We start from the raw sequence: 17,848 nt of genomic DNA, 5'->3' as shown, positions 1-17,848 counted from the left end.
TTCGTTACGGTGCTCTGGGCCCTCGATACGATGGGGTACTGTTCGCATTCTTCGGCCCTGCCCGCACGAACAGAACGGCATCGCGATGTCCCGAGTGGTTACCAAGGAGCAGTACTTCGACACCGCTGTGGCGGTGCTCGCCGAGTTCGGCTTCAAAGGTCTCAACATCGGCGTGCTCTGCCGTCGTCTCGGGGTCACCAGCGGCTCGTTCTACCACCACTTCGGCTCCTGGCAGGGCTTCGTCGACGCCCTGCTCGAACACTGGGAGAACCGGCAGATGGTCGAGCTACGCGCCCTCGACGTCGGTCACGGCGACCCCGACGCCGACGTGCGCGCCATGTCCGAACTCACCGGCGGCCTCGAACACGGCGCCGAAGCGGCCCTGCGCGCCTGGGCCGCCAACGACGAATCGGTCCACGTCACCGTCAAACGGATCGACGAATCACGCAGGCGCACCGTGCACCGGGTGATCGACAGCGTCATCGGCGACGACGACACCGCGGCCGTGGTCACCGAGGTCGGCATGGCCATGCTCATCGGCTACCAGCAGCTCGCCGCCACCGGCGAACCGACCGAACTCGACCGCCTCCTGTCGCAGTACGCGCGCCTGATCTACTCACACCGCCGCTAACCGAGCAGTTCGTCGAGATAGCACCAGCGCCACTGCTCGCCCGGTTCGACGCTACGCATCACCGGATGCGCGGTGGCATGGAAGTGTTCGGTCGCGTGATTGCCCACCGAGGACTCACAGCAGCCGATGTGCCCGCACTCCAGGCACATCCGCAGATGCACCCACCGCATCCCGGCATCCCGGCACGCACGGCACACCGGTTCGCCCACCGGGGGCGCGGTGTCGGGTGCCTGTTCCAGATGCGCGCAGCCGGCGGTGGCGTTGCCGAGGGGTTCGGTCGAGGTGTCGTCGTCGTCCTCGTCGAAGCGGTCGATCATCGACTCCTCGAGATCGAGGCGGGCCAGCACATGCTGGAGCACTTCGTAGTCCACCGCGCCCACGTCACGCACGGCGAGCACGGCGTCGCGTTCGGCGGCCAGCATCGCCAGCCGTAGCCGCCGGTACTCCGCGGTCGGTGTCACCCATTCGGCCTCCGGACGACCGAGCCGCTCCCACGCGGCATTGCTGCGCCAGGTGAGGCGCTGGCGCAGCGATTCGATCACCGGTTCCGGCGTGTGCGGGCCGATCCGGCGGTCCAGTTCGGCGAGCCCGGCCACCGAAGCCTGGTGCAGCAGATCGGCTTTGGTGAGCGCGTCCTCGGCGCGGCTCGGCCCACGCAACCGGAGCAACCGCACCAGCCACGGCAACGAGGTGCCCTGCACCAGCAGCGTGCCACCCACCACCACCAGCGCCAGCAATTCGAGCACCGGCAGCTGCGGCGTCGAATCCGGCAGCAACAGCACCGCGGCCAACGTCACCACCCCGCGCATCCCCGCCCACGACACCACCGCCGCATGACTCAACGGTTCGGTCTCACGCCCGAACAACCGGGCGACCAGCACCGGGGTGAACACCCACACCGGACGCGCCAGCATCACCGCCGCCAGCACCGCCACCGCCGCGATCACCAACGTGGTGTGGTCGAGACCGGAATGCCAGGCGCCCTCCACGATCCAGCGCACCTGCAACCCGATCACGAGGAACACCGCGCTCTCCAGAATGAACTGCACCGTGCGCCAATTGGTTGTCTCGGCGACCCGCGAGGCCGCACCCTGCCAGCGGTGCGCGCCGTGGCCGAGGATCATCCCGCACGTCACCACCGCGATCACCCCGGAGGCATGCACGTGCTCGGCGGGCAGGTACGCCACGAACGGGGCGAGCAGCGACACCGTCGTATCCAGCACCGGGTCCTGAATCCGCCTGCGCAACACCACCAGCACCGAGGCGACCAGCGCACCGATCACCGCGCCACCGACCGAGGCGAGCAGGAAGTCGCCACCGATCTGCCACACCGTCACCGCACCGGCCATCGCCGCGATCGCCCCACGCAACGACACCAGCGCCGTCGCGTCGTTGAACAGCGACTCGTCCTCGAGCACCGTCACGATGCTGCGCGGCATCCCGGTACGGCGCGCGATCGCGGTGGCCGCCACGGCATCCGGGGGAGCCACCACCGCACCGAGCGCGACCGCCGCCGCGAACGGCATCGGCAGCAACCACCACACCACCAGCGCGACAGCGAACGTGGAGAACAACACCAACCCCACCGACAGCGACGCGATGGTGCGCAGATTCTTCCGGAAGTCGACCAATGATGTCTTCAACGCCGCCGTGTACAGCAGCGGCGGCAGCAGACCGAGCAACACCATTTCCGGTTCCAGATGCACCTGCGGAACCATCGGGACATACGAGGCGAGCACACCCGCCACCGTCAGCACGAGCGGTTCGGACACCCCGAAACGCCGCGCGGTCGCGGCAAGAGCCGCCGCGGACCCGATGAGTACCACCAAACCGATCGCGATATCCACCCCGGCATTGTTCCACCCCCACTACCGCGAGGTGCCCGCCCAACCGCGCCGCGCCACCACCGACCACAGGTACACCCCGAGGCTGGCCCCGACCCCCAACGCCACACACACCGCCCCCGCCTGCACGAAATACTCGACCCCCGACACCTGATACACCGACAGCATCAACCCCTGGCACACGATCAGACCCGGCAGCAACGCGCCGGTGATACCGACCAGGGCCAGCGCCGACATCGGCAACCGCAACCGGTCCGCACACGCCGCCGCGAGGAAACCCAGCACCACCGCGGCGATCGGTCCCGCCCACGCCGAGGGCATGTTCCCCAGATGGATCAGCGTCTGGTTCACCGACGCGGTCACCAGCCCCGCCACCGCGGCGGGCAGCAGCAGATCCTTGCCACCGGCATTGAACAACGCATTGCCGATCGCGCCGAGGATCGCGAACACCACACCCAGCCACACCGGAAGCACCGGCAGGTCCGCGCTCACGGGAACACCGAGATCGAATCGCCACGACAACGACAGCACGAGCAGCCCACCCAGGACGATCCCACCGATGATCAGCCCGGCACCGAGCGCCCGCACCAGTGCCGAGATGCTGTCTCCGCTCACCATGTCGATGGCCGTCGAAATCAGCTGGGGCAGTGGGGCGATCAACACCCAGGTGGTGGCCACCACCGTCGCCGCCTGCGCCACCGTCAACCAGCCGACCAGATGACACAACCCACCCAGGCCGCCCGCCAGCGCCGCCTGCACCGCCACACCGAACAGTTTCGGCACCCCGCCCGCCCCGAATCCCCGACCCGTCACGTTCACGACCAACTGGATGACCGCGGCCGCCGACGCCGCGAGCATCCCGCCACCGATCTGCACACAGATGCAGAACGCCAGCAACATCCCACCCGCCTGCGCCCACCACCACGGAAACACCGGCGGACCGGAATCGGCCTCGGTCAACCGGCGGCACGCGGTTTCCGGATCGAGCCGTTCGGTCACCGTCGCTCGCGCCACCGCTTTGACGCGGCGCATCCGGTCGCAGTCGAAGCTGTCCAGGCCGGCGGACTCACCCACCCGCGAGACCAGATGCCCCTGCCCGTCCTCGCATTGCACGATGAGCACCCGGCCCATCCCCGTCACCGTCAGCCGCGACAAGCCCCACGCCGCAGCGCACGCCCGCACCATGTCCTCGGCGGCGGCCGTGGCGTAACCGCATTCGAGCGCGTCGGTGCCCAGCCTGGTCAGGAACTCGAGGGCCGCATCGAGGTGGGCAGTGCCGGTGCGGCCGGTCTCCTGGTTCGGCATAGCGCCAATCTAGGGGCGGGGCGACCGCCTTCCACGCCGACACGCATGGGCTCAGCCGTCCCGCTCACCCACGGTCAGGTGATCGACGGAACCCCACACCCGCAACGCCAACCGGTCGCCCTCGCGCCGCCACTGCGACACCGAGGCGTTGGGCACCGGTTCCAGCGAATCCGGGACGGGCGCGCCGAGGCCGTCGAGGATGTAGCGCACCGACACGGCCACCGCGTCGTGGGTGACCAGCAGGACCTGTTCCCCGGCGGCGACGGCGTCGAGTTCGTCGAGGAAACCGCGCACCCGCACCGCCACGTCGGCCAGCGATTCACCGCCGGGTGGGCGGTACACCCAGTTGCCGACCTGCTCGCGGCGCGACGCCTCCTCGGGGGCGCGTCGCCGGATCGCCCGGTAGGGGTGCAGTTCGAACACACCCATCTCCCGGTCACGCAGTCGTTCGTCGACGAGGGTGCGGATCGGGGGGAAGCGGCGTTCGCGCACGGCCGCGTCGGCCATCAACGCCCACGTCAGCCGCGTGCGCAGGTAGGGGGAACACACCACGAGGCCGGGGCGCTGCGAGCTCGACAACCCGGCCAGCCACCCACCCAACCGCTGACACTGGGTGCGGCCGTATTCGGTGAGGTCCATCCCGGCGTCGGTGCCGCGCATCGGCCGGGTCTGCGTAGCGCGATCGGCGTACCAGACATTGGCTTCGCTCTGGGCATGGCGGACCGCCCACAGTCCGCCGAGTGCCCGTGGCCGTGGCAGACCGTCGGGCACCTGCACCCACCCCCTGTCGCCGCGCTCGACCGCCATCATGTTCCTCCCCGTTCCGCCGGAATAGCGGCAGTGTCGCTCGCGTTGCACCGAACGAACTTGTACGCCTGTCCAGAATTTTCCGCCGGGCCGGCGCACCCATCCACGATGTGGCGCAGGAGGCCCGCTTGACCACAAGAGTAGAGATCTGGACCGACATCAACTGCCCGTTCTGCTACCTGGGCAAAGCCCGCTTCGAGCAGGCCCTGCACAGCTTCGAGCACCGGGACGACGTCGAAGTCGTGCACCGTTCCTTCGAACTCGACCCCACCCTGTCCGCCGACGAGAGCGGTCCGGTGATCCCACGCATCGCCGCCAAGTACGGCATCACCGTCGACCAGGCCGCCGCCAACGAACGCGCCATCGCCGCCCAGGCCGCCGAGCTCGGCCTGCCCTACCAGAGCAGCGGCCGCGACTACGGCAGCAGCTTCGACATGCACCGGCTCCTGCACTTCGCCCTCGAACAGGGCCGCCAGGAGGCACTGCTCGACGCCCTGTACGCGGGCAACTTCGCCGAAACCGAACCGGTCTTCGCCGACACCGAACGCCTCGTCGACCTCGCCGTGCGCGCAGGCCTCGACGAAACCGAGGTCCGTGCCGTCCTGGCCGACCCCACCGCCTACGCCGACGCCGTCCGCGAAGACGAACGCACCGCCGCCCAGCTCGGCGTCACCGGTGTTCCGTTCTTCGTGTTCGACAACAAGTACGCCGTGTCGGGCGCCCAGCCCACCGAGGTGTTCACCCAGGCACTCACCACCGCCTACAACGACCGTCCGGCACCGCTGGTCACCGTTGCCGAGGGCGAGTCCTGCGGGCCGGACGGCTGCGCGGTCTAACTCGCGCCGAGGTCGATGACGACCTTGATATCGGAGTGATCGCCCGGATCGAACGCCTCGAGGGCCCGCTCCAACGGCAACCGCCGGGTGATCAACCGGCCCAGCCACGCCGGGTCGGCCTTGGCCAGTGCCTGGGCCGCCAGCTCGTAGTGGTGGCGGTTGGCGTTGACCGACCCGAACACCACCGCGTTGTCGAGCACCATATTGCGGTTGACCGCGCCGACGTCGACCTCGGTGTCCTTGCCGGGGGAGGAGACACCGGTCAAGCAGATGATCACGCCCGGATTGTTCAGCTGGAGCAACTGCTGGGCGATCGTCGTGGCCGCCGTCGCCTCGATCACGATGTCGGCGTCGATCTTCTCACCGACATCGAGCGCCGAACCGGTGTGGAACGTGGCGCCGAGGTCTTCGACCAGTTTCGGTTTGGGGCCCTCGGTGGAGCGGTCGAGCACATGCACGTCCAGGCCGCGCTGCACACCGAGCATCGCGGCGAGCAGACCGATCGGGCCCGCACCGGTGACCAGCACCGACTTCGGCTCGAACCAGGCCCTGGTGTTGATCTTCTCGATCTGGTCCCACGCCTTGGCCAGCACCGTCGTCGGTTCCATCAGCACACCCACCTCGGTGAGCGCGGGGTCCAGCTTCACCGTGTAGTCGGCGTCCACCACCCACGACGTCGACCCGTACCCGTCGATCTGCTTGATCCCACGCTCGACGTACTCGCCGTTGCGGCACATGTCGAACTCACCGTGCGCACACGCACCGCACGGCACCGGATCGGGCCTGCGCACGATCCCGACGACGAGGTCACCGGGGGCGAAACCGCTACCGTCGGGTGCGGTGCGCACCCGCCCAAGCGATTCGTGCCCGAGGACAAGGCGTTCACGTCCCGGCGGCGCCCACCCGTAGATGCCCGAGGCGATCTCGCGGTCGGTGCCGCAGATGCCGAGCGAAATCCCGTCCACGAGAAGCTCGTTGGGGCCGGGCACCGGATCCGGGACATCATCTATCCGCAACGATCCGGGTCGATTCGGCACTACGGTCAAAGCGCGCATGTCGTTTCCCTTCCGACGAACTGCCCTGGCTATCCATTCGCGAACCTGGTGAAACACGCACTACCTGGGACAACGGTACGGGACACGCGAGCCGAGGCGAAGAACCGTTCAGGTCGCGAATTGTTTGCAATCCGGGTCGCCGCCCCCGTCGGCTACCGTGGAACCGCTCACCTCGACCGACCATGCCCACCGGAGGCGTCTTGCGCACCATTGTCCAGGTTCTGTGCCTGCTCTTCGCGCTCGTCTGCCTCGCCCCACCGGCCCGGGCCACACCGCCGGTCGTGCTCGACGACGCCACCGCCGGCAAGGTCGACGAACTTCTCGACGCCCGCACCCGCGCGGGCACCACCGACCGCGCCGTGCAGATCGAACGGATCTCCGCCCGCCTGCTCGGCACCCCCTACGGGGCGAACATGCTGATCGGGTCCGCGAACACACCCGAGCAACTCGTCGTCGACCTGCGCCGCGTCGACTGCTTCACCTTCCTCGACTACGTCGACGCCGCATCACGCTCGAGCACCACCGAGCAGTTCTTCGACAACCTGATCGCCGCCCGCTACGTCGACAGCCGGGTCGAATTCACCCAGCGCAAACACTTCTTCACCGACTGGGCGAGCACACCACGCATCTCGGCCACCGACATCACCGCCGACCTGAGTCCGGCCGCGATCACCACCACCAAACACCTGAACGCCAAAGCCGACGGCACTACCTTCCTGCCCGGCGTCCCCGTCGTCGACCGGGCCGTCACCCACATCCCGTCCGGTGCCGTCGACGGGGGAGTGGTCGCCGGACTGCGCACCGGTGACTTCATCGGCGCCTATACCCCCGCCGCGGGCCTGGACGTCACCCATGTCGGCATCCTCGTCCACACCACCCACGGCCCGGTGTTCCGCAACGCCTCCTCACTGGCCGAACACAACCAGGTCGTCGACACCCCGCTGCTCGAGTACGTCCGCACCGTCCCCGGAATCCTGGTCCTGCGCCCCCGCTAGGCACCCTTGACTTCAGGTCGACCTGAACACCGACAGTGGTGCCATGACCACCTTCGGACACCGCCAGAGCCTGGACTACGACCGCCGCGCCACCCGCCTGCTCACCGGCCTCTACCGCCGCATCAGCACCGACGTCGACACCATGGCCACCGCCGGCGCCACCGTTGTCGACCTCGGCACCGGCCCCGGAAAACTCCTGGCGCACATCGCGACCCGGCGCCCCGACCTCACCCTGCACGGCCTCGACCTGTCCCCACACATGATCGACATCGCCGGCCGCAACCTCGCCGGCCACCGGGCGGATCTCACCGTCGGCGACGTCACCGACCTGCCCTACCCCGATGCGAGCGTCGACCTGATCGTGTCCAGCCTCAGCATGCACGAATGGCCCGACCTGCCCGCCGCATTCCGCGAGATCCGTCGCGTCCTGCGCCCCGGCGCCACCGCCGCCCTCTACGACTTCCGCTTCGTCCGTGCCCGCGACATCCGCCGCGCCGCGGGCGACATCGATCGCGAAAACATCCGCCTGCCATGGCATCCCGTCGCAGTCGTCACCCGCTACCACCTGCACACCGCCTAGAGTTCGACCATGGCGACCATCGGTGAGGTCGCGGCCCGCTTCGGACTCGCGACCCACGTACTGCGGCACTGGGAAGACCAAGGCCTGCTCACCCCAGAACGTGACTCGGCGGGCAGACGGATCTACCGCGACACCGACATCGACACGGTCGCCATGGTCGTTCTCGGTAAGAAGGCCGGACTGTCCCTCGATGACCTGGCCACCCTGTTCACCCACAACCCCGACCGCGCCACCCGCCGCCGCGTCCTGGAAACACAACGCGCGCGGCTCACCGAGCAACTCGCCCGCACCCGCAGCGCCCTCGACGCGGTCACCCACGTCCTCGACTGCGATGCCGAGGACTTCCGCACCTGCCCACACTTCCGCGCACACCTGGCAACCGTGCTGGACACGCCATAGCCCGCACGTGCGACGATCGTTTCCATGACCGGTCCACGCCCCCAGCAACTGAGCGACCTCGCCCGGCTGCGCCGCGTGCGCGACCGCATCGACCGCGAATACGCCAAACCCCTCGACGTGGAAGCCCTGGCCCGGGGCGTGCACATGTCCGCCGGGCACCTGAGCCGCCAATTCCGCCTCGCCTACGGCGAATCGCCCTACTCGTACCTGATGACCCGGCGCATCGAACGGGCCATGGCGTTGCTGAGACTGGGCCAGATGAGTGTCACCGAGGTGTGCTTCGCCGTCGGCTCCTCCTCGCTCGGCACCTTCAGCACACGGTTCACCGAACTCGTCGGCGTCCCACCGAGCGTGTACCGCCAGCAGTACGCACCGACCGAGGGCATCCCGTCGTGCGTGGCCAAGGCGGTGACCAGACCGATCAGGAATCGAGAAGCAACCGGTTCCGGCGACCGTTAGCGTCGATCCCATGAACATCACCATTCACCAGAGCTACCTGCCCCAGGACGACCCCGACGCCGCGCTGGCCTTCTACCGCGACGCCCTCGGCTTCGAGGTCCGCAACGACGTCGGCTACAACGGCATGCGCTGGATCACCGTCGGACCGAAGGGCCAGCCCGACACCTCGATCGTGCTGCACCCACCGGCCGCCGACCCCGGCATCACCGACGAGGAGAAGCGCGTCATCACCGAGATGATGGCCAAGGGCACCTACGCGGCCGTCAACCTTGCCACCGACGACCTCGACGGCCTGTTCGAGAAACTGCAGGCAGACGACGTGGAAGTGGTGCAGGAACCCACCGACCACCCCTACGGCATCCGCGACTGCGCCTTCCGCGACCCGGCGGGCAACATGATTCGCATCCAGCAGACGAAATAGTCGGACCCGACCGCTAGATTCGGTGGACGCCGAACGACCGAGGAGACCCATGAGCAAGACCGCAGCGCCTGCGCCGGCCGACAGCCACGACCTGATCCGGGTCACCGGTGCCCGGGTGAACAACCTGCGCGATGTCAGCGTCGAAATCCCCAAGCGCCGACTGACCGTGTTCACCGGCGTCTCCGGCTCCGGGAAGAGCTCTTTGGTCTTCGGCACCATCGCCGCCGAATCCCAGCGTCTCATCAACGAGACCTACAGCGCGTTCGTCCAGGGCTTCATGCCCACCCAGGCCCGCCCCGACGTCGACGTCCTCGACGGACTCACCACCGCCATCCTCGTCGACCAGTCGCGCCTCGGTGCCGACCCGCGCTCCACCGTCGGCACCGTCACGGACGCCAACGCCATGCTGCGCATCCTGTTCAGCCGCCTCGGCGACCCGCACATCGGTTCCTCGCAGGCGTTCTCGTTCAACGTGGCCTCGATCAGCGGGTCCGGCGCGGTCGCGGTGGAGAAGAACGGCGTCACCGTCAAGGAGAAGCGCAGCTTCAGCATCACCGGCGGCATGTGCCCCACCTGTGAGGGCAAGGGCAAGGTCAACGACATCGACCTCACCCAGCTCTACGACGAGAACAAATCCCTCGACGAAGGCCCGTTCACCATCCCCGGCTACAGCATGGACGGCTGGATGGGCCGCATCTACAAGGGCAGCGGCTTCTTCGACCCCGCCAAGCCGATCAAGAAGTACACCAAGAAGCAGCTCGCCGACCTGCTGTACAAGGAACCGACCAAGATCAAGGTCGACGGCATCAACCTCACCTACGAGGGTCTGATCCCCAAGATCCGCAAGTCGATGCTGTCCAAGGACGTCGAATCACTGCAGCCGCACGTCCGCGCGTTCGTCGAGCGCGCCGTCACCTTCGGCACCTGTCCCGACTGCGAGGGCACCCGCCTCTCGGCCGAAGCCCGCTCGTCGAAGATCAAGGGCAAGAGCATCGCCGACGCCTGCGCCATGCAGATCACCGACCTCGCCGAATGGGTCAAGACCATCGACGACCCGTCCGTGGCGCCGCTGCTGGAATCGCTGCGCGGCACCCTCGACTCGTTCGTCGAGATCGGCCTCGGCTACCTGTCGCTGTCGCGCCCGTCGGGCACCCTGTCCGGTGGTGAGGCGCAGCGCGTCAAGATGATCCGCCACCTCGGGTCCTCGCTCACCGACGTCACCTACGTCTTCGACGAACCGACCGCCGGCCTGCACCCCCACGACATCCAGCGCATGAACGACCTGCTGCTTCGGCTGCGCGACAAGGGCAACACGGTGCTCGTCGTCGAACACAAGCCCGAGACGATCGTCATCGCCGACCACATCGTCGACCTCGGTCCCGCCGCGGGATCCAAGGGCGGAACGATCTGCTTCGAAGGCACCGTCGACGGGTTGCGCACCAGCGACACCGTCACCGGACGCCACTTCGACGACCGCGCCAAGGTCAAGGACACGGTGCGAAAGTCGAACGGCGCCTTGCAGATCCGTGGCGCCACCGCCAACAACCTGCGCAAGGTCGACGTCGACATCCCCCTCGGTGTGCTCGTCGCCGTCACCGGTGTGGCCGGGTCGGGCAAGAGCTCGCTCGTGCACGGCTCCATCCCGGTCGACGAAGGTGTCATCTCTATCGACCAGGCCCCCATCAAGGGTTCGCGCCGCAGCAATCCCGCCACCTACACCGGGCTGCTCGACCACATCCGCAAGGCCTTCGCCAAGGCAACCGGCGCCAAACCCGCCCTGTTCAGCGCCAATTCCGAAGGGGCGTGCCCGAACTGCAACGGCGCGGGCGTCGTCTACACCGACCTGGCCATGATGGCCGGGGTGTCGACGATTTGCGAGGTGTGTGAGGGCAAGCGGTTCATGGCCGAAGTCCTCGAATACACCTTCGCGGGCAAGAACATCAGCGACGTGCTGTCGATGCCTGTCGACGAGGCTCGCGAGTTCTTCGGCGAAGGGGAGGCACGCACCCCGGCCGCGCACAAGATCCTCACCCACCTCACCGAGGTCGGCCTCGGCTACCTCACCATCGGTCAGCCGCTGACCACCCTGTCCGGCGGTGAACGCCAGCGCCTCAAGCTGGCCACCCACATGTCCGACAAGGGCGGGGTCTACATCCTCGACGAACCGACGACCGGCCTGCACCTGGCCGACGTCGAACAGCTGCTCGGGCTGCTTGATCGTCTCGTCGACTCCGGCAAGTCGGTCATCGTCGTCGAACACCACCAGGCTGTGATGGCCCACGCCGACTGGATCATCGACCTCGGCCCCGGTGCGGGCCACGACGGCGGCCAGATCGTCTTCGAGGGAACACCGGCCGATCTCGTCGCCGCCCGTTCCACTCTCACCGGGGAGCACCTCGCCGAATACGTCGGAGCATGAAAAAGGCCCTCCCCCTTCGGCTTTCGTCATGGGGGAGGGCCTTCAGGGTCTGCCTAGTCGCGTTCGGGTGCGGCGACCTTGTTCAGTTCGATCTGGTAGTACAGAATCCCCAGGCCGAGAACAAGATTCAGCAGGAATCCGATCGCCGGGCTGCACGACGGCTCGAGCCCGGCGCTCTCCTGGGTGGCCCTGATCCGATTGCCGGTCCGCCAGTAGCTGACGATGAAACCGATCCCGGTCCACGACAGAAACAGCATCACCAGCAGGGGACCCGTGACCGGAGCCTCGGGATCACGCCGCTGCTCGGCCATCTCCTTGTGGATCTTGTAGTACCAGACGAAGAAGTAGATCCCGAACGTGATGATCGGGAAGACCAGCCACACCAATACCGGATTGCGTCGCTGCACCGGTGATGGGACGAGGGCTGTAGTCATGTGGGTGACACCTATCTGAATGCGAATGGAATGTCACAGCAGGGCTTTTCGGCGCCACCGCAACCTCGCAACGTACTGCACATCACCTACTCGTGCCACCGGAGGAAGACCGGCGGGGGAGTAGACCCAGCGTCAGGTGGTCGACCAGGTCGTCGAGGAGTAGCTCGGCGTCGTAGTCGGCGGTGTAGCCCGAACCGATGAACGTCGCCAACCCCTGTAGCGCCGCCAGGGCGGTGACCCCGATGCGTTTCGGGTCGCCGGGGATGATCTCGCCCGCGGCCTGCCCCTCGGCGATCAGCGCGATCGGTACGGCGAAGGCCCGCTCGGCGGCGTCGTGGATCTCCGTCTCGGTGGAGCTGTGCCTGCGCGCGAACATCAGCGGCAACAGCTCCGGGTTGTCGACGGCGAACCGCAGGTAGGTGTGAGCCAGGGTCCGCAGCCGCGTCGTGATCGGGCCGTCGGTCGCGGCCTCGTCGAAGCAGGCGCCGAGTCGTCGCAGGCCGGTGACGGCCAGTGCGTCGAGCAAAGCCTGCTTGTCACGGAAATGCCTGCTCGGCGCCGCGTGGCTGACGCCGGTGTCGCGGGCGAGCTGACGCAACGACAGCCCGTCGGCGCCGACCGTACGCAGCGCCGCCTCGGCGTGCTGCAGCAGTGCGGCGCGGAGATCGCCGTGGTGATAGCGCGAATGCAGGGACATGGTGCTAGCAGGATATCCGACACACCCCGGAATGTTTGCATTGACTACTTTGTAGTCGGTGACTACATTTGCGCATGCCATGACTGACAACACCGCGCCGACGCGCCGACCGCGCAGCATGCCGATCCGTGACTGGTTAGCGCCGATCACGCTGGTCACCGTGCTGGCCGCGCTCCTGGGAACCATGTACCTCGGCTACACCGCCGACCCCGAGAAACACCTGCACGACTTCCCCATCGCCCTGGTCAACCAGGACGTCGGCGACACCCTCGCTGGCAAACCCGCCAACCTCGGTGCGCAGATCTCCACCGCGCTGGGGGAGCAGGTCCCGGCCGAGAAGATCGACCTGCGCACCGTCGGCATCAACGAGGCACACCGGCAGCTGCGCAACGGTGAGGTGTACGGCGCCATCATCATTCCCGGCGACTTCACCAAACGCGTCGCCATCCTCGGCGCCGCCTCCGTCGTCACCGGCGACGTCGAACAGCCGATGATCTCCGTACTCACCAACCCCCGCGCCGGCACCCTCGCCGCCCAGATCATGCAGACCATCGCCGACAAGGCGATGACCGAGGTCAACACCACCGTCGGCATCCAGCTCGCCGACCAGGTCCGTGCCGCGATCGGCAACACCCCGCTCAGCGGCGCCGCCCAGCTGCAACTCGCCGAGCCCATCGACGTCGTCGTCAGCGCCTACCACCCATTGCCCGAAGGCACCGGCCAAGGCCTCGCCGCCTTCTTCTACACTCTGGTCCTGCTGATCGTCGGCTTCAGCGGCGCCATGATGATCAACTCCCTCGTCGACGGCTCCCTCGGCTTCGTCCCCGCCGAATACGGGCCGTGGCACAAGCCGACCACCCCCGCCCGCATCAGCCGCTGGCGCACCTTGCTCATCAAATGGACCATCGCCGTCATCAGTGCGCCACTGGCCTCCGCCGCGTTCCTCGCCGTCGGCGCCCTGCTCGACATGAGCATCGAACGCCCGCTCATGCTGTTCCTCTACGGCACCCTTGCCATCATCGCCATCGCGGTCACCGGTCTGTCGGTGATGGCCGCCTTCGGCACCGCGGGCCTGATGATCAACCTCATCGTCTTCGTCGTCCTCGGAATCCCGTCGTCCTCGGGCACCATCCCGCTCGAAGCGACACCGCGCTGGATCGCCGACATGGCCTCGTTCGAACCGATGCACCAGATCTACCTCGCCGTGCGCGCCATCATGTTCTTCGACGGAAACCTCGAGGCAGGCCTGAGCCGCGGCCTCTGGATGACCATCGCCGGCCTGGCCATCGGGTTGGTCCTCGGTTTCGCGGCCACCCACGCCTATGATCTGCGTGGCCTGCACCGCCTCGGCCTCGATCACCGCCAGGAACCGGCAACCGTGGAAGGGCACTGATGCGAGAGTTCGAAACCCCGGCGTCGTACGTGATTCCGGACAACGCCAACAACTCCGACAGCGTGTTCCGGTACGGCGAAGAATCGCCCGACACGGTGCTGTTCAGTGTCGCGGGCGCCGACATCACGGCCGCCCAGTTCGCGAAAACGGTGACCGCCGTGGCGAAAGGCCTCATCGCCACCGGTATCGAACCCGGTGACCGAGTCGCCATCATGGCACCGACCCGCTACGAATGGGTCGTGCTCGACCACGCCATCTGGGCGGTCGGCGGCTGCACGGTAGCCATCTACGACAGCTCCGCCGCCGAACAGGCCAAATGGATCCTGCAGGACTCCGGCACCGGGCTACTGATCGTCGACAGCGACAAGCACCGCCGCGTCATCGACGAGATCGCCGCCGACGCACTGCCCGACCTGCGTGAGATCCTGCAGATCGACAAGGGCGTCGTCGCCGAACTCACCGCCCGCGGCGCCCACCTCGACGACCAAGCCGTCCACACCCGGCGTGCCGGTGTCGGCGCGGACTCGCCCGCGACCCTGATCTACACCTCCGGCACCACCGGCCGCCCCAAGGGCGTGCTGCTCACCCACGCCAACCTCTACGCCGAATCCAAATCCGACCGGCTCGCGCTGGGGGAGTTCGTCACCGAGGGCAACCGCACACTGATGTTCCTGCCGTTGGCGCACGTGTTCGCCCGGGCGGTCACACTCGCCGCGCTCGACGCGAAGGTGATCGTTTCCTTCAGCTCCGACTGGGCGACCCTCGTCGACCAATTCGCCGAGTTCCGGCCCGATTTCATCCTCGCCGTGCCGCGCGTGTTCGAGAAGGTGTTCAACGCCGCGAAACAGAAGGCACACGCCGACGGCAAGGGCCGCATCTTCGACCGGGCCACCGAGACCGCCATCGTGTGGAGCGAGACGCTCGACACCGGTGGGCCGGGTCTGCTGCGCAAGCTCGAGCACGCCCTGTTCGACAAGCTCGTGTACGCGCAGTTGCGTCGCGCGCTCGGTGGGCGATGTGGTGCGGCGGTCTCCGGCGGTGGCCCACTCGGCGCACGGCTCGGGCACTTCTTCCGTGGTGCGGGTATCCCGGTGTACGAAGGCTACGGGCTCACCGAGACCACGGCTGCCATCACTGTGAACACCCCGCGCAACACCCGCGTCGGCACCGTGGGCCGGCCCATCGAGGGCCACGGCGTCAAGATCGCCGACGACGGTGAACTGCTGTTGCGCGGACCTGTGGTCTTCGGCGAATACTGGGGCAACCCCGACGCCACCGCGGACGCCTTCGTCGACGGCTGGTTCCGCACCGGCGACCTGGGCGCCATCGATGCAGACGGCTACCTCACGATCACCGGCCGCAAGAAGGAAATCCTGGTCACCGCAGGTGGAAAGAACGTTTCACCCGGCCTCATGGAAGACGCCCTGCGTGCCCACCCCCTGGTCGGTCAGGCGATGGTCGTCGGCGACGGCCGCCCCTTCGTCGGCGCCCTCGTCACTGTGGACCCCGAAGCCCTTCCGGCTTGGAAGCAGCGCAACAACATCCCTGCCGATACCCGTGTCGAAGACCTCGTCGACAATCCCATCCTCCGCTCGGACATCGACCAAGCCGTCACCGACACCAACAAATTGGTCTCCAAGGCCGAGGGCATCAAGAAGGTCCGGATCCTGCCCACCGACTGGACCGAAGCCACCGGCGAACTGACCCCGAAAATGTCCCTCCGCCGAGCCGAGGTCATGAAGAAGTACGCGTCCGAAGTAGAAGCGCTGTACAACTGAGTCCTTCCCCAACCCCCTTATTTCGTCACAGTGACGAAATAAGGGGGTTGGGGAAGTGGAGGGGGAGTGCGCCGAGCAACCACCGATCAGCCTTCTTCACGCTTACTCGCAGATCAAGCCCTGGGCGGCGGCATTCATCCTGAATGGTCATGAATGGCCGGAGGCTCGAAATCGACCGAAACGGATCGGCGCGAGCAATCCGGCTGTACGGATGAGTTTGTGACGACAAGCTGTTCCGGGCGGGGCGGGTCGACTGCCGAATGGGGTCATGGGCACGCGCTGCCAAGTTGCATACGCTGCCACAAATGTTCTCGAAACCCCTACCGACCGGCCCGGTTGAAACGCCGATAATGCACATTATGTTAAGTAACCGTTCGCGCTAAACCCCATGTCGCATCAATCTCGTAGTCAGCGCCGAGGAGTCAGCGTGATGGAGCCGACCTCCACCCCACCCAGATAGGCCGGGCCTCCATACCCACCGTGTCCGTCACTGATCAGGAATACGCGATGGCCGGGAAACAAGTCGACGTAACCGCCGTCGGGTGTCGGGTGAATCGGGTAACGCCCTATCAGGATCAGTTCCCCACCCTCGACGCGTCCGTCGCGCTGTAGGAGCACTAGGCCGGCCGACCATGTCGTGGACGTGTAGACGCCGGGCTCGACGTCGGCGAAAGCCTGACCGGACGAGCCGAAGAATGTGGCAGCACCCATGGCCGCACCGAGCACAACAGTCCGGACCATCATTGGTCTGACGCGGATGGACATCGCCGACTCCTGTCGCCTCGGGCCATCAACTCTACGCCCGCCATAGCGCTTCGCCTCCGATTCGGCGTCGTCGTCTCCCCCACCCGCACGGCGGCTCAGAGCTGATCCACTACGTGCGGCTCCGGGACGTGGTCCTCGCCGAGGCGGGCGAGCAGGCGTAAAGCGTCGGCGCTGGGACTGTCGGGGTCGGCGGACAGGATGAGCAGTTCCAGGCCGGAGTCGTCGGGGACGGCGAAGTTTTCCTGGTGGAGTTCGAGGCGGCCGACGAGGGGGTGCTGGTAGGGCTTGGGGCCGTGGGTGCGGGCGCGGACGTCGGCGCGGGCCCAGAGTTTGCGGAAACGCTCACTGCCCATGGACAACTCGCCGATGAGGGAGGCCAGGCGGGGGTCGTCGGGGTATTTGCCGACGGCCAGGCGCAGGTGGCCGACAGCATCGCGGGTGCAGGTTTCCCAGTCGGCGTACAGGCCGCGTTCGGCTTCCTCGAGGAAGATGTGGTGCGCGGTGTTCAGTCCGGGCAGACGGCGGCCGTAGAGCAGTTCGGCGAGTCGGTTTCCGGCGAGGGCGTCGAGGCGGTGGTTCATGATCAGCGCGGGTGCGTCGATCAGGTCCAGCATGCGCAGCAGTTCGGGGCGCAGCCGCGCGCTGGGGGTTTTCGTTCGGCGCTTGCGTTGGCGGGCAAGGCGGTAGAGGTGTTCGCGTTCGGTGTCGTCTAGCCCGAGTACCCGGGCGAGCGCGTCGAGTACCTGCTCGGAGGGCTGGGTCGCGCGGCCCTGTTCGAGTCGCACGTAATAGTCGACGCTCACCCCGGACAAGTGGGCGATCTCTTCGCGGCGCAACCCGTCGACGCGGCGCCTGCTGTCGGCGGGAATGCCGACGGCCGAGGGGTCGACCCGGGAGCGGCGCGTGCGGAGGAAGCCGGCGAGGTCGTCCATGTCCCCCAGTATGACCACACTCGACGGCGCCCTGGGTGGTCCTGCCGATACCAGGAACTCCGGACCGAGGGTCACAGCGCCCCTGAACGGCGGGCGTC

General features: G+C 67.4%; 18 protein-coding genes. 10 read left to right on the top strand and 8 right to left on the bottom strand.

The features are described 5' to 3' along the window. Window positions 1-85: 85 nt before the first annotated feature. Entirely contained in the window at window positions 86-631 is a 546-nt protein-coding gene (locus AB0I19_RS04275) for a TetR/AcrR family transcriptional regulator (RefSeq protein ID WP_067490032.1), read from the top strand. Here AB0I19_RS04275 and AB0I19_RS04270 read toward each other — a convergent pair. The 3 genes from AB0I19_RS04270 to AB0I19_RS04260 are packed head-to-tail and all read right to left on the bottom strand — an operon-like array spanning window position 628 to window position 4,587. After that, window positions 628-2,478 carry a Na+/H+ antiporter gene (locus AB0I19_RS04270; RefSeq protein WP_357144236.1) on the bottom strand — a complete coding sequence of 617 codons (1,851 nt, stop codon included), beginning with the start codon at window positions 2,476-2,478 and terminating at the stop codon, window positions 628-630. The genes AB0I19_RS04275 and AB0I19_RS04270 overlap by 4 nt on opposite strands. 21 nt (window positions 2,479-2,499) lie before the next feature. Further along, entirely contained in the window at window positions 2,500-3,780 is a 1,281-nt protein-coding gene (locus AB0I19_RS04265; RefSeq protein ID WP_357144233.1) for a threonine/serine exporter family protein, read from the bottom strand. 51 nt (window positions 3,781-3,831) lie between these two features. Next, a complete protein-coding gene (locus AB0I19_RS04260) occupies window positions 3,832-4,587 on the bottom strand; it encodes a histidine phosphatase family protein (protein WP_357144231.1) in 756 nt (251 codons plus the stop codon). Window positions 4,588-4,715: 128 nt separating this feature from the next. Here AB0I19_RS04260 and AB0I19_RS04255 point away from each other — a divergent pair, with 128 nt between their 5' ends. Further along, complete coding sequence (locus tag AB0I19_RS04255) at window positions 4,716-5,423, top strand: DsbA family oxidoreductase (RefSeq protein ID WP_357144228.1); 708 nt, start codon at window positions 4,716-4,718, stop codon at window positions 5,421-5,423. Here the strand turns inward: AB0I19_RS04255 and AB0I19_RS04250 are convergent. Further along, window positions 5,420-6,478: a glucose 1-dehydrogenase gene (locus AB0I19_RS04250; RefSeq protein WP_357144225.1), complete on the bottom strand. Its 1,059-nt coding sequence runs from the start codon at window positions 6,476-6,478 to the stop codon at window positions 5,420-5,422. The genes AB0I19_RS04255 and AB0I19_RS04250 overlap by 4 nt on opposite strands. Before the next feature lie 200 nt (window positions 6,479-6,678). Here AB0I19_RS04250 and AB0I19_RS04245 point away from each other — a divergent pair, with 200 nt between their 5' ends. From AB0I19_RS04245 to AB0I19_RS04220, 6 genes are read left to right on the top strand one after another with little or no spacing between them, the layout of a single operon-like run. After that, the gene (locus AB0I19_RS04245) at window positions 6,679-7,473 is read left to right on the top strand and encodes an N-acetylmuramoyl-L-alanine amidase-like domain-containing protein (protein WP_357144222.1); all 795 of its coding nucleotides are present in this window, start codon (window positions 6,679-6,681) and stop codon (window positions 7,471-7,473) included. Window positions 7,474-7,516: 43 nt separating this feature from the next. Continuing rightward, a complete protein-coding gene (locus tag AB0I19_RS04240; protein WP_357144219.1) occupies window positions 7,517-8,053 on the top strand; it encodes a class I SAM-dependent methyltransferase in 537 nt (178 codons plus the stop codon). A 9-nt stretch (window positions 8,054-8,062) separates the two neighbouring features. Beyond that, the gene (locus tag AB0I19_RS04235) at window positions 8,063-8,452 is read left to right on the top strand and encodes a MerR family transcriptional regulator (protein WP_357144217.1); all 390 of its coding nucleotides are present in this window, start codon (window positions 8,063-8,065) and stop codon (window positions 8,450-8,452) included. Window positions 8,453-8,476: 24 nt separating this feature from the next. After that, window positions 8,477-8,911 (top strand): AraC family transcriptional regulator, encoded by a 435-nt coding sequence (locus AB0I19_RS04230; protein WP_357144214.1) that lies wholly within the window; start codon window positions 8,477-8,479, stop codon window positions 8,909-8,911. 10 nt (window positions 8,912-8,921) lie between these two features. Further along, entirely contained in the window at window positions 8,922-9,332 is a 411-nt protein-coding gene (locus tag AB0I19_RS04225; protein ID WP_357144211.1) for a VOC family protein, read from the top strand. 49 nt (window positions 9,333-9,381) lie between these two features. Continuing rightward, window positions 9,382-11,751 carry an excinuclease ABC subunit UvrA gene (locus tag AB0I19_RS04220; protein WP_357144208.1) on the top strand — a complete coding sequence of 790 codons (2,370 nt, stop codon included), beginning with the start codon at window positions 9,382-9,384 and terminating at the stop codon, window positions 11,749-11,751. 53 nt (window positions 11,752-11,804) lie between these two features. Here the strand turns inward: AB0I19_RS04220 and AB0I19_RS04215 are convergent, their stop codons facing one another. Next, window positions 11,805-12,185 (bottom strand): DUF4234 domain-containing protein, encoded by a 381-nt coding sequence (locus tag AB0I19_RS04215; RefSeq protein WP_357144206.1) that lies wholly within the window; start codon window positions 12,183-12,185, stop codon window positions 11,805-11,807. Window positions 12,186-12,267: 82 nt separating this feature from the next. Then, a complete protein-coding gene (locus AB0I19_RS04210; RefSeq protein WP_357144203.1) occupies window positions 12,268-12,882 on the bottom strand; it encodes a TetR/AcrR family transcriptional regulator in 615 nt (204 codons plus the stop codon). Between the two features lie 79 nt (window positions 12,883-12,961). Here AB0I19_RS04210 and AB0I19_RS04205 point away from each other — a divergent pair, with 79 nt between their 5' ends. Beyond that, window positions 12,962-14,275, top strand: coding sequence for a DUF3533 domain-containing protein (locus tag AB0I19_RS04205; protein ID WP_357144200.1), 1,314 nt, complete (start codon window positions 12,962-12,964; stop codon window positions 14,273-14,275). Continuing rightward, complete coding sequence (locus AB0I19_RS04200; RefSeq protein ID WP_357144197.1) at window positions 14,275-16,053, top strand: long-chain fatty acid--CoA ligase; 1,779 nt, start codon at window positions 14,275-14,277, stop codon at window positions 16,051-16,053. The genes AB0I19_RS04205 and AB0I19_RS04200 overlap by 1 nt, the downstream gene beginning before the upstream one ends. Before the next feature lie 408 nt (window positions 16,054-16,461). Here the strand turns inward: AB0I19_RS04200 and AB0I19_RS04195 are convergent, their stop codons facing one another. Together AB0I19_RS04195 and AB0I19_RS04190 are read right to left on the bottom strand one after the other, a co-directional pair. Continuing rightward, window positions 16,462-16,818, bottom strand: coding sequence for a hypothetical protein (locus AB0I19_RS04195; RefSeq protein ID WP_357144194.1), 357 nt, complete (start codon window positions 16,816-16,818; stop codon window positions 16,462-16,464). A 95-nt stretch (window positions 16,819-16,913) separates the two neighbouring features. Further along, window positions 16,914-17,750 carry a helix-turn-helix transcriptional regulator gene (locus AB0I19_RS04190; protein ID WP_357144191.1) on the bottom strand — a complete coding sequence of 279 codons (837 nt, stop codon included), beginning with the start codon at window positions 17,748-17,750 and terminating at the stop codon, window positions 16,914-16,916. Window positions 17,751-17,848: the final 98 nt, after the last annotated feature.

It is taken from the genome of Nocardia sp. NPDC050413, assembly GCF_040655475.1.
GTDB lineage: Bacteria > Actinomycetota > Actinomycetes > Mycobacteriales > Mycobacteriaceae > Nocardia > Nocardia coubleae.
This window is presented reverse-complemented; position numbering and strand designations above follow the sequence as displayed.